Consider the following 12,532-nt stretch of genomic DNA (forward strand, 5'->3'; position numbering starts at 1 on the left):
CATGCAGACGATGTTGGCGGCGTGTCGTCATCTGCGCACATCACTGAGACTACTGTTTGTTGCGCTGGTCCTGCACGGCGGTACGACTTTTGCGCAGAGTGCCGATGACACTCTTTCGTCGGGACTGGATCGCTTCAGCCTCCGGCTTGTTGTCTATTACCGGATAGCAGCACAACGCTTGGTGCTGGCTTGAATGGCCCGACGGCATTCTTGCGTTTGCGCTTCTGAATTCGAAACGCCGTAATGACTTGCCCATTTCCCCTGCCGCGCCGGATTCTATTGGGCGGCAGGGGGAGTTCGACAGCTCAGATGCCTTCGGCCTGCATGGCCGCTTGCACGCCGGCATCGGCATGCATGCGCTTACCGAAGGCTTCGAGATGATCCAGTCCACTGAGATCAACCTGCTTGCCCTTGGCCCAGCGCAGCACGACGAACAGGTAAGCATCAGCCGCCGAGCGATGACCCGTAAGCCATTCGCGATCGGTCAATTGCTTATTGATCCGTTCGAAGTGACCGCGCAGTCGCTGGCGTGCCGCATCATGCAACGCAGCGTGCTGTGTCTCGTCGCTGATGAAGCGCTGTGCGGCGAACAGTGGCCTAAACGCCGTATGTACGTCTGAATTGAGGAAAGCCAGCCAGCGATTCACGTCGGCGCGTTCGCGCGGAGAGCCTTCGCCATCGAGGTTGGCCTCAGGAAAGCGATCCATCAGATAGTTGAGGATGGCGACGTTTTCGGTGAGTACCCAGCCATCCTCATCGACCAGCGCAGGTACTTGGCCGCTCGGATTGATGTTGAGGTAGTCCGGCGAGCGAAGCGCATCGCGCGTCACGGCTTCGGCCTGATAAGGCTTGCCGATCCATTCCAGCACGATGTGATCGGCCATCGAGCAGGCGCCGGGCAGGTAGTACAGCTTCATGACAACTCCATGTTGACGACGGGACAGCGGCACAGTGTCCTGTGCCTCGATCCACGGCTCAAGTACGACGTGCGTTTTGGACAGCGGTGCGGCGATTGAATAACCAGCGACCACCGCAGACGCCAATCACCAGGCCTGTTTCGAGCACATGTTTCATCCAACCATGGGCGTCGAACCAATCCAGCCACAGTTTTTCGTGACTGATCATGCGACCTGCCGTCCACGCAATCGCTGCAGCGCCTGCATAGACGATGATCGGGAAGCGCTCGATCAGTTTCAGGATCAGGGTCGAGCCCCACACCACGAGTGGGATGCTGATCAGCAAACCCGCAACCACCAGACCGGTATGACCTTTCGCCGCACCAGCAATGGCCAATACGTTGTCCAGCCCCATCAGCGCATCTGCAACCACGATCATGCGCAATGCGGACCAGAAGTTTGCAGCGGGAGCAAGTTCGTGCGTGTTGTCATGATCCGGCTTCAGCAGTTTCCAGGCGATGGGCAGCAACAGCACGCCACCGACCAGCATCAGGCCGGGCCATTCGAGCAGATAGACCACCAGCACAGTCAGCACGATACGCACGGCGACGGCGCCGAAGGTGCCCCAGAACACCGCGCGCGTTTGCAGGTTGTGCGGCAGATTGCGAGCGGCGAGGGCGATGACGATAGCGTTGTCGCCAGCCAGCACCAGGTCCAGCAGGACGATGGTGAGCAGGTCGGACAGCAGGTGCGTGGGGAAAGTCATGCGGATTCCTTTACGCGCTGGACTCAAGCGACGACGGCGGACGCGCGCGGCCCGCTGTCATCGCAAAAGTCTCGTTCGTGGACCCACCGCGGTGCCCGGAGCGACGTTCCGCTCGTGATGACGACCACCGCGCAGGTACGGCTCGGCCGCACCCGGAACTACTCCCCTTTGGGATGATTCGCAGGGATTTTCGGCAAGGTAGGCGAGGGCGGTCAAGCAGGCCCCGGCGCCGATCCTTCGAGAAACGCCCCCCGCCCGCTACAATGGGCGTTTCCCTACCCCGCGAGACCCCTGCCATGAGCGCGCACGATATCCGTTCCGCCAAGCGTCCCGACCCCGATCAGCCGCTGGTCGACATCGCCAACTACGTTGCCGACTACAAGATCAACTCGACCGAGGCTTATGACACCGCGCGTTACATGCTGCTGGACTCGCTGGCTACGGCGATGATGGCGATGAAGTTTCCGGAGTGCGTGAAGCACCTCGGGCCGGTGGTGCCTGGCGCCACGCTGCCGGGCGGCGCGCGCGTGCCGGGCACCAGCCATGAGCTGGATCCGGTACAGGCCGCGTTTGCGATCGGCACCCAGATCCGCTGGCTGGATTTCAACGACACCTGGCTGGCTGCCGAATGGGGCCATCCGTCGGACAACCTCGGCGCCATCCTCGCCGTGGCCGACTACCTGAGCCGTCAGGCGGAGCGCGAAGGCGGCACGCCGCTGACCGTGCACGACGTGCTCAGCTACGCGATCAAGGCGCACGAAATCCAGGGTTGCTATGCGCTGCTCAATAGCTTCAATCGCGTCGGCCAGGACCACGTGATCCTCGTTCGCCTGGCTTCCACCGCCGTGGCCACGGCCATGCTGGGTGGCAACAAGGAACAGATCACCACCGCCGTCTCGCACAGCTGGATCGACAACGGTGCCTTGCGCACCTACCGCCATGCGCCGAACACCGGACCGCGCAAGAGCTGGGCTGCCGGTGATGCCTGCCGTCGCGCCGTCACCCACGCCATCAATGCCGTCTACCGCGGCGTGGTGGGTTATCCCTCGGCACTGAGCGCCAAGACCTGGGGCTATTACGACGTCGCCTTCAAGGGCAATGCGTTCCAGTTCGAGCGCCCGTTCGGCAGCTATGTGATGGAGAACGTGCTGTTCAAGATCAGCTTCCCGGCGGAATTCCATGCGCAGACCGCGGTGGAATGCGCGATGCAGCTGCACACCCAGGTGGCAGGCAAGCTCGATCAGATCGAGAAGGTGGTCATCGAGACGCAGGAAGCCGGCTGCCGCATCATCGACAAGACCGGTCCGCTGGCCAACTACGCCGACCGCGACCACTGCATCCAGTACATGGTGGCGGTGCCGCTGATCTTCGGTCGTCTCACGGCTGACGACTACAACGATGATGTGGCCGCCGATCAGCGCATCGATGCGCTGCGCGAGAAAATGGTGGTCACCGAGAATCCGCAGTTCACTAAGGACTACTTCGATCCCGAAAAGCGCTACATCGGTAACTCGGTGCAGGTGTTTTTCAAGGATGGCAGCAGCACTGAGAAGGTGTCCATCGATTACCCGATCGGTCACCGCAAGCGCCGCGCCGAAGGCATTCCGGTGCTGTTGAAGAAGTTCGAAACGGCCATGCGTGGCCACTTGCCCTCGCATCGCGTCAAGGCGATCCTTGAAGCCACCTCGGATCCGGCCAAGTTGGACGCGATGCCCATCCAGGCATTCCTGGGGCTCTTCACGCTGTAGTCTGGCCCGAGACGAGACCATAACAGGGGTTGAGAAAGTACTTTGCGGTGGTTTCTCAGCGGCCGCGCCCCGCACTGCCGTGGGCGCGGTTTTTATCGGTGGATCAATCTAAGTATCTGATTTACGTGAGGCTTTCGGGGGTTGCCTGAGGGTGATGGCGGTCGTTTTGCAATTCGTTTAGTTTTTGTTAAACTCGCCGCGCATGGTGCAAGGCCATCACGGGAATTCGTTATACCCATTCGTTTTGTGCGCTCATGAAGAAAGGCGGTTTTTGTTCTTGGCGGATCAATGCCCCAATCATTTAAGTGAGGAGACACCTGATGAATCGTAAGGGCCTGTATGTTCTGATCGCTCTTGCCCTGGGGGGTGTAGGTGCCGCCCATGCGCAGGACAACACAGCAGCAGCCGCCAGCAGCACCGCAGCTTCCGGTGCGCCGGCGTGGCCAAATGGCTTTGATGATCGTTGGTACGTTGCACCGACCGTGGGCGGCTACTTCAACGACACCGACCGCAACACCCATAGCCGCCAGATTTTCTACGGCCTGTCCGTGGGTAAGTTCATTAGTCCGAACGTTTCGGTCGAATTGTTCGCCGATCGCACCCAGCGTGACGCCGACACCGACGTGTTCGGTCAGGGCAACAAATGGTCGAACAACAACGCCGGTATATCGGTTCGCTATTTCTTCGGCGATTGGAACTCCTGGCGTCCGTACCTGATGGGCGGCGTGATGGGTAGCTATCACAACAATCCACTGAACGATGGCTGGGCGCCGGCTGCGCAGGCTGGCGTGGGTCTGTCCAAGACGATCACCGACAGCGTCGACTTCCGTGTCGAAGGTGCGTACCGCTACGACTGGGACGACAAGACCCAGCCGGTTCACAACGGTTACGGCGACTGGTACCTGGGCTTCAGCCTGGTGGCTCGCATCGGTCCGGTTCCCGCCGCTGCGGCGCCGGCGCCACCGCCGCAGCCTGCTGCGCCGGATTGCTCCAAGCAGTTCCGCAACGGCGTGAACCTGTGCGACAACAAGTGCCCGGATCTGCCGGAAGGCACGATCGTGGGTCCGGATGGTTGCCCGCAAAAGGTCGTTATCGATCTGAAGGGCGTGAACTTCAAGTTCGATCGCCCGAAGAAGGGCGAGACCAACATCGAACCGACGCTGGCCGTGCCGGCTTCCGATTCGATGGCGATCCTGGATCAGGCGGTGGATACACTGAAGCGCTATCCGCAGGTGCACGTGACGGTCGCCGGCTACACCGACAGCGTGGGTACTGCGGAGTACAACCAGGGCCTGTCGGAACGTCGTGCGAAGATCGTGTACGACTACCTGACCGCGCATGGTATCGACGCGAGCCGCCTGGAAGGCCCGATCGGTCATGGTGAGAACGATCCGATCGACACCAACAAGACGGCAGCGGGTCGTGCTCGCAACCGTCGCACGGAATTGCAGGTTCAACAGTAATCGAACGACAGGCGTTAACGAAAAATCCCGGCTATGCCGGGATTTTTCTTATATGCATACAGCAAACAGTTGCGAATTGTGTCGTACGGTAGCGAAAACGCACGATGTAGCTGAACAAACCTTCACCGAAAGCATACATCTCGACATACCGCGGTACGGATTCCTTAACAGTTTTGCTACACTTCTCGGGCTTGCTGTTAGGGACAACAAGCAAGGTAGCGAATAAGTCCCCCGCATACCCATAAGTTCTGCCGCGCGATTTCCGTCTGGGGTGGAATGGACGCGAATACCAATAATCGAGGAGACACCTGATGAAACGTAAGGGCCTTTATTTCTTGATTGCTCTTGCCCTGGGCGGCGTAGGTGCCGTTCACGCGCAGGACAATACGGCAGCGGCTGCTGGCAGCAGCACTTCCGCGCCGGCATGGCCAAATGGTTTTGATGATCGCTGGTACGTCGCTCCGACCCTGGGCGGCTATTACAACGACACCGATCGCAACACCCACAGCCGCCAGATCTTCTACGGCATTTCCGTGGGTAAGTTCATTAGCCCGAACGTTTCGGTGGAACTGTTCGCCGACCGCACCAGCCGTGACGCCGATACCGCCACGTTCGGCCAGGGCAACAAGTGGTCGAGCAACAACTACGGTGTGTCGGCCCGCTACTTCTTCGGTGACTGGAACTCCTGGCGTCCGTACCTGATGGGCGGCATCATGGGCAGCTACCACATCAATCCGGTCAATGATGGCTGGGACCCGGCCGTGCAGGCTGGCGCGGGTCTGTCCAAGACGATCACCGACAGCGTCGACTTCCGTGTTGAAGCTGCGTACCGCTACGACTACGACGACAAGACCCAGCCGGCTCGCAACGGTTACGGCGACTGGTACCTGGGCTTCAGCCTGGTGGCTCGCATCGGCTCGGTTCCGGCTCCGGCCGCCGCTCCGGCGCCCGCTCCGGCTCCGGTTGCTCCGGACTGCTCCAAGCAGTTCCGCAACGGCGTGAACCTGTGCGACAACAAGTGCCCGGATCTGCCGGAAGGCACGATCGTTGGTCCGGACGGTTGCCCGGTCCACGTTGTCATCGACCTCAAGGGCGTGAACTTCAAGTTCGACCGTCCGAAGAAGGGCGAGACCAACATCGAGCCGACCCTGGCCGAGCCGAGCAGCGATTCGCTGGCTATCCTGGATCAGGCGGTGGATACGCTGAAGCGCTATCCGCAGGTGAAGGTGATGGTGGCTGGTTACACCGACAGCGTCGGTACCCCGGCTTACAACCAGGGCCTGTCCGAGCGTCGCGCTCAGATCGTGTACAACTACCTGACCTCGCACGGCATCGATGCAAGCCGTCTGGAAGGCCCGGTTGGTCACGGCGAGAACGATCCGATCGACTCCAACAAGACGAAATCCGGTCAAGCTCGCAACCGTCGTACCGAACTGCAGGTTCAGCAGTAATCGAACTGCAAAGCGTTATGGAAAAGCCCGGCTCAGGCCGGGCTTTTCTTTTGCCGTCCCATTAATCTTTCAACGCCATGTCCATGTCTTCCAATGCCCCGCGCTTTGGTCTTGCACGCGTACTCAGCAAGCTGGGCGTCTGCTCGCGCAGTCAGGCGGAAAAGGCGGTGCGTGAGGGCAGGGTGAGCGTGGACGGCCGGGTCGTGCGTGATCCAGAGCAGTCGGCAGATCCCGAGCGTCAACGCATCCGCCTCGACGGTGAGGATGTCGTCGCGGCGAAGCGCGTGTATGTGGCGCTTAACAAGCCGCGAGGCATCGTGGTGAGCGCAGCCGACGAGCGCGGCCGCGATACGGTCTACGAATTACTGGCAACTTCCGGCTTGCCTTGGCTTGGTCCGGTGGGGCGGCTCGACAAGGCCAGCGAAGGGCTGTTGCTGCTCAGCAATGACAGCGTATGGGCCGCGCAGCTGACCGATCCGCGTTATCACGTGGACAAGACTTATCACGTGCAAGTCGACACGATTCCGGATCAAACAGTGTTGGAGAGGGTGACCGGCGGTGTCACCGATAAGGGCGAACATTTGTCGGCAAAGCGCGCTTACCTGCTGCGTACGGGAGAGAAAAACGCTTGGCTGGAAATCGTGCTCGATGAGGGGCGCAACCGCCACATCCGCCGGTTGCTGGAAGCGCACGGCATCGGTGTCATGCGCCTGATTCGCGTAGCCATTGGAGACCTTGTGTTGGGTGATCTCGCCAAAGGGCAATGGCGCCATCTGACTGCTGCTGAAGTTGCAGGCTTGCGTCATGTGTCGGGTGATCAGGCATCCACAAACGCGCCATCCCGCAACACGATCAGCTCAAAGCGCACTTCCGCACGATCTGCAGCATCTGCTCGATGGCCGCGTGACCCAGCACGGCGTAGATAGTGTTGCGGCAAGCGCATCGGGCGTAACCATCATGGCTGTCATTCCCGAAAAAGCGAGAATGACAGCCATGGGTTTTACGACTGAATCAGCCGATCACGCCCAGTGCACGACCAACTTTGGTAAACGCCGCAATCGCCCGGTCCAGATGTTCACGCGTATGCGCCGCGCTCATCTGCGTGCGGATGCGCGCCTGGCCCTGCGGCACCACCGGATAGAAGAACCCGGTGACATAAATGCCTTCCTCCAGCAGCGCAGTCGCCATTGCCTGGGCCTTCTTGGCGTCGTACACCATCACCGGCACGATCGGATGCACGCCCGGCTTGATATCAAAACCAGCCTTGGTCATCTGGTCGCGGAAATACTTGGTGTTTTCCTGCACGCGCTCACGCAGGTCTCCTGCCGAGTCCAGCATGTCGAATACCTTGATCGCCGCAGCCACGACATGCGGCGGCAGCGAGTTGGAGAACAGGTAGGGGCGCGAGCGCTGGCGCAGCATCTCGATCACTTCCGCGCGGCCGGTGGTAAAACCGCCCAGTGCACCGCCAAGCGCCTTGCCCAGCGTACCGGTGAAGATATCGATCTTGTTCAGTACGCCATGCACTTCCGCCGAGCCGCGGCCGTGCGGCCCAAGGAAGCCGGTGCAATGACATTCGTCGATATGCACCAGTGCGTTGTACTTGGCCGCCAACGCGGTGATCTGATCCAGCGGGGCAATAAAGCCGTCCATCGAGAATGCGCCATCGCTGGTGATCAGCTTGGTGCGGACGCCAGCGGCATCCGCGGCTTTCAGCTGCGCTTCCAGGTCGGCCATATCGCAGTTCGCGTAGCGGAAGCGCTTGGCCTTGCACAGGCGGATGCCGTCGATGATCGAAGCATGATTGAGCGCATCGGAAATGATCGCATCTTCCTCGCCGAGCAAGGGCTCATACAAACCACCGTTCGCATCGAAGCACGCGGCGTAGAGAATGGTGTCTTCGGTGCCGAAGAACTGGGCGATCTTCTTTTCCAACTGCTTGTGCAGATCCTGGGTGCCGCAGATAAAGCGCACCGAGGCCATGCCAAAGCCGTGGGTGTCCAAGGCATCCTTGGCGGCCTGGATCACTTCCGGATGATCGGCCAGTCCGAGGTAATTGTTGGCGCAAAAATTCAGCACCTTGCGGCCACCCTCCAGCTCGATCTCGGCCGACTGGGGCGAGGTGATGATGCGCTCGGCCTTGAATAGGCCCTGTTCGCGGATGGATTCGAGTTCTTGGGCGTAACGCGCCTGGCCGGAATAGCTCATGGGGAGACTGCCAATTGGAGGAGATTGCAATTGTCGGACTTTCGGGCTGAGCTTTGAAGAGCGGGGCCGGGGATGAGTGGCCAGGGCGCAAGTCCGTTCGCTCAACGTACGCCAAGGCATTGTGCTTTGGCGTCCCGGCATTTTGCCTTCGTCACTCGGCCTTATCCCTGCTTTTCGTCAATGCAAGCCGAAATCGTCCCGTGTCGTCTTGCCTTTGTCGTCGATGCCCTTGGCATCGAGTTTCGGCGCAAGCACAAATACGCGGCTATCGTCGATCTTGCCGTGCATGTATTGCCTTACGGCGTCGGCGCGCCGTTCAGCCAGATGGCGCAGCGCGTCCTGATCCACGTTTACGTTGGTTTCCATCAACTTGGTCATCACATCCGGCGGCTGTGACTTGGTCAGGCCGATGAAGTCGCGCGGCTTTTTGAAATCAGCGTGCTTGTAGGCCTTGGCCAGGTACTTGTTGTAATCGTCCGTGCCCGGTTTGACGGGCGCAGCCTTGGCGGCGGCGGTGCCGATATCGTCGGCTTCTTCTTTCTGCACGGCTTGATCGACCATCACGGTGCGCAGGCCATTTTCATCGAAGGCGGGATCGACGCGGCCGGTGATATCCAGCTTCAGCGATGGTTTCTTGTTGAGAATGTCGACGATCTTCGCCAGCCGGTCGTCGGCCTGTTTATCGAGCACATCGGAACCCGGTGCGAATTCCACATAGCCAAGATCCTGCTGCCCGCCACCCATCGCCGAGGCCAGCAAGCGGAACGGCGCGGTGACGGCGCGTTTGATCAAATTGACAAAAGCCTGCCAGATCACGCCGCCAAGACTGAAATGCGGATCGTTGAGTGATCCGGATACCGGTACGTGGATATCGATGTTGCCGTTGGAATCCCGCAACAAGGCCACCGCCAATTTCACGGGAAGATGGCTGATGCCTGGACCTTCCATGCGATCGCCAAAGGTGAGCTGGTTCAGCACGATGTGGTTGTCGGCGTTCAACTTGCCCTGGTCGAGCTGGTAATGCACGTCCATGGTCAGGCGCCCTTTGGTGATCGGGTAACCGGCGTATTTGCCGGAGTAGGGCGTCAGATGTGTGAGCTCCACGTCATTGGCATTGGCCTTGATGTCCAGGAAGGCGACCGGCGTGAGCGGATTGATGCTGCCGTTGATGTCGACCGGCGAGTTGTTGTCGAGCGAGCCTTGCAAGGTGACATCGGCGGGTTTATCGCTGGTGTCGGTACCGAACGCACCGATCTTGCCCGCGAGCTGGGTGATATTGGCGGTGTAGTTGGGCTTGATGAAGTTGTCGGTGTAATTGAGATTGCCATTGGCCAGAGTGATCTGGCCGATATGGATCTGCGGCGGTGGCGCAGCGGCCGTACTGGCCGAGGCGAGGGTGGCGGATGAGCTGGTAGCGGGCGCGGGTGGTGGCGTATTGGCCGGCGCCGGTGGCGCAGAACCGTTCTCCGCACGCGTGACCGACACCGGCGCTTGCGCGGGATTGGACACTACATCCTGCACATTGATGCGGCCGTTGGCGTTGACGATCACACGCGCATAAAAGTCATTGAGCGCCAGTCCACCGATATCCACCTGTGGAGCGCCTTGGCCCATGCGTACCTTCATGCCGGTGGCCACCAGCGAATTCCAGCTCAGGAAATCATCGTTGGTGACTTTATCCAGCACCTTTACCCGGCCAAGCACCATGCGGCCCTGATAACTGATCAAGGGCGATGGCTTGCGATCGCGGTAACGGGCGCGGCCGTTGGCGCTTAACACAGCGCTGTCCAGGCGCACGTTCAACGGCACCTCCACCAATGATGCAAAAGGCGCTACGTTCAGCCGTGTCGCCTGGATACGCAGATCTGCGTCCAGCGGCTCTGGCTTTACATTGCCGTTGACGTTGAATTTGCCGCGACCAATGCCTCCGGCCAGATCCAGCTTGATCGGCTTGTGCATATCGTCAGAAAGCTGATCCATGCCGAACTTGTCGGCATTGATCACGATATGCCCGTCCTTGCTCGGCAGGCTGGGGTCGGTCAACGCAAATGTGCTGCCGTCAATGCCCAGATGCGTAATGCTCCAGTGCCATGACGATGAGGCTTCCTGCTTGCCATGCGAGGGCGCGGATTTCATCAGGCCAGTAAGGTCGATGTTGCCGTTTTTCAGGCGCCGTGCGTCGATCTTCAAACCCTGGAGCGTTACATTGCCAAGCTGCGCAACGCTGCTGCCAAGATCGAGATGATCGATCTCGGCCGTCAGTGCCTGCCATGCGACCGGTTTGCGGCCGCGTTGTTCCAGCGCAAAGTTGTTGGCCGCCAGCTTGCTGTTGTCCATGGTCAGTGCAAGCGTCTTGCTCCAGTCGACTTGCAAATGCATGTCACCATCAAGCGTACCGCTGGCAATCTGCGCATTGAGCATCGGTGGCGCCATCGCGAGCAGCGGCTGAAGGCTTACGCCATTCATGCTCACTTCGCCGTTGTAGCGGTCGGCGCTCATGAACAGACTGCCGGTGGCATGCACACTGCCGCCAGCCAGCCCGGACGTGATGTCGATCGTGCCCGGCTGCGTGGACACCGTGGAAAGAGTACGTATCGTGCCGCGCAGACTATCCAGCGTCAGCTGCGCGGGTTTGGGGCCACTGCGATCGGCATAGTCGAACGTGCCGTTTTCTATCGCGAGTGTGGAGATCTGCGCATCGGTTGGCGGCGTGCCCGGTTTTGTAGGCGCCTGGCCCTTGCCGAGCAGGGCATCGAAATTGGTGTGATCGCCCGGCAGCTTGGTGTAGTGCAGCTTGACCTGGTCCAACTGGATCGTGCCGAAGTGATAGCGCGACAGTAGTGGTTGCACATCATCCAGCGTGGCGGTGCCGCGGCCGAGCTCCAGCATCGGCGCGTTGTCGTGCGTGGTCATCGCAAAGTTGTCGACCTGCAGCTGACCTTGCAGCTGCAGTTGCTGGTTCGGCTGCGTTTCGATGAAGTGCAGATCCAGCTTGCCCGAGAGCTGGCCACTGGGAATATTCGCTGGCAGCGGCTCGGGTACGTAAGCGAGATATTTCGCCAGATCAAGGTGATCCATGCTGAAGCTGATCACCGACTCGTGGCTGTCTGCAAACGGTTTGGTCTGCCCCTGGATACGCAGCGGACTGCCATCCACCTGCATCGCCAGCAGCGGTTGCACGAAGATATCCGTGTCATGCGGCAGGTTGGCCAGGAACGGAATGCCGATTTCCAACTGATCGACGTGATGCACAGCGTTGAGCACCTTGTCGTCAAAGGTGATATCGCCGTTGTGTACGCTGATGTTGGAGAGCGCAAACCGGGTGGGCGATGCATTCGGCTCCGCGGGCTTGTTGGCGAAGCGCTGCACGATATCGGTGAAGTTGAACTGCTGCGGTCCGGTGCGGGTAATGTGGATCTGCGGATGCACCAACGAGAGTTCGTCCAACACTGGCGCCATGCGAAATAGCGAGCCCCAGGACGCGTTGATCACCAGATTATCGACGTCAATGAACGGTGAAGTTCCGTCGCGCTCGCCGATATGCAGCTTGTCCACTGCCACGTGTAGCGTGTATGGATCGACGTGGACCGCCTCGATCGTTATCGGACGATCAAGCTGCTCGCTGAGCTGCTTTTCAAGCTGGTTCTTGATGATGCCCGGCGCGATAAAGAACCCGAACAGGCCGAGTAACACCAGGAAGATGACAATAACCAGCGCCGTGATGCGCAGGCCGCGGGATCGATAAAGGCCTATGGCGCGTTCGCGGCCGGCCTCCACCAGGGCCTTGGGTGATGCGTTCCGGTTTGCCATGCCGTCGATGCTCCCTTCAACATCGCGGACCGACCGTGCCCGGCAGCAGCCGTGCACTTACCTAAGTCTGAAACTCATGTCGGCACGCCCGGGACGAAGTGTAGCCCGCGGCGTAGAAGTTTGCGCAGCACTCAGTCGGCAATTTGCCGTTTCATTGCCTTCCCGCTGGGGGATGTGGGGAAAGCACATG

Annotated in this window: 9 protein-coding genes; 5 read left to right on the forward strand and 4 right to left on the reverse strand. The window is 60.1% G+C overall.

Annotation, left to right across the window (positions count from 1 at the left end; genetic code table 11):
• The first annotated feature begins 1 nt into the window (after position 1).
• A complete protein-coding gene (locus tag ISP19_RS19190) occupies positions 2 to 193 on the forward strand; it encodes a hypothetical protein (protein ID WP_204684022.1) in 192 nt (63 codons plus the stop codon).
• A gap of 112 nt (positions 194 to 305) precedes the next feature.
• Here the strand turns inward: ISP19_RS19190 and ISP19_RS19195 are convergent, their stop codons facing one another.
• Together ISP19_RS19195 and ISP19_RS19200 are read right to left on the reverse strand one after the other, a co-directional pair.
• Positions 306 to 917, reverse strand: a complete 612-nt coding sequence (locus ISP19_RS19195; protein ID WP_204684023.1) for a glutathione S-transferase N-terminal domain-containing protein — start codon at positions 915 to 917, stop codon at positions 306 to 308.
• A gap of 58 nt (positions 918 to 975) precedes the next feature.
• A complete protein-coding gene (locus ISP19_RS19200; RefSeq protein ID WP_204684024.1) occupies positions 976 to 1,662 on the reverse strand; it encodes a TerC family protein in 687 nt (228 codons plus the stop codon).
• Positions 1,663 to 1,958: 296 nt separating this feature from the next.
• On the opposite strand from ISP19_RS19200, the gene ISP19_RS19205 reads away from it, so the two are divergent.
• The 4 genes from ISP19_RS19205 (at position 1,959) to ISP19_RS19220 (ending at position 7,250) form a co-directional block, all read left to right on the forward strand.
• The gene (locus ISP19_RS19205; protein WP_204684025.1) at positions 1,959 to 3,410 is read left to right on the forward strand and encodes a bifunctional 2-methylcitrate dehydratase/aconitate hydratase; all 1,452 of its coding nucleotides are present in this window, start codon (positions 1,959 to 1,961) and stop codon (positions 3,408 to 3,410) included.
• Positions 3,411 to 3,730: 320 nt separating this feature from the next.
• Positions 3,731 to 4,873 carry an OmpA family protein gene (locus ISP19_RS19210; protein ID WP_204684026.1) on the forward strand — a complete coding sequence of 381 codons (1,143 nt, stop codon included), beginning with the start codon at positions 3,731 to 3,733 and terminating at the stop codon, positions 4,871 to 4,873.
• Positions 4,874 to 5,184: 311 nt separating this feature from the next.
• The gene (locus ISP19_RS19215; protein WP_204684027.1) at positions 5,185 to 6,324 is read left to right on the forward strand and encodes an OmpA family protein; all 1,140 of its coding nucleotides are present in this window, start codon (positions 5,185 to 5,187) and stop codon (positions 6,322 to 6,324) included.
• A gap of 83 nt (positions 6,325 to 6,407) precedes the next feature.
• Positions 6,408 to 7,250 (forward strand): pseudouridine synthase, encoded by an 843-nt coding sequence (locus tag ISP19_RS19220; protein WP_204684028.1) that lies wholly within the window; start codon positions 6,408 to 6,410, stop codon positions 7,248 to 7,250.
• Positions 7,251 to 7,335: 85 nt separating this feature from the next.
• Here ISP19_RS19220 and kbl read toward each other — a convergent pair whose 3' ends face one another.
• Both kbl and ISP19_RS19230 read right to left on the reverse strand, forming a co-directional pair.
• A complete protein-coding gene (kbl, locus tag ISP19_RS19225; protein WP_204684029.1) occupies positions 7,336 to 8,532 on the reverse strand; it encodes a glycine C-acetyltransferase in 1,197 nt (398 codons plus the stop codon).
• Positions 8,533 to 8,709: 177 nt separating this feature from the next.
• Positions 8,710 to 12,342, reverse strand: a complete 3,633-nt coding sequence (locus tag ISP19_RS19230; protein ID WP_204684030.1) for a DUF748 domain-containing protein — start codon at positions 12,340 to 12,342, stop codon at positions 8,710 to 8,712.
• Positions 12,343 to 12,532: the final 190 nt, after the last annotated feature.

Origin of the sequence: Dyella flava (assembly GCF_016904955.1) — a bacterium.
Classification (GTDB): domain Bacteria; phylum Pseudomonadota; class Gammaproteobacteria; order Xanthomonadales; family Rhodanobacteraceae; genus Dyella_B; species Dyella_B flava.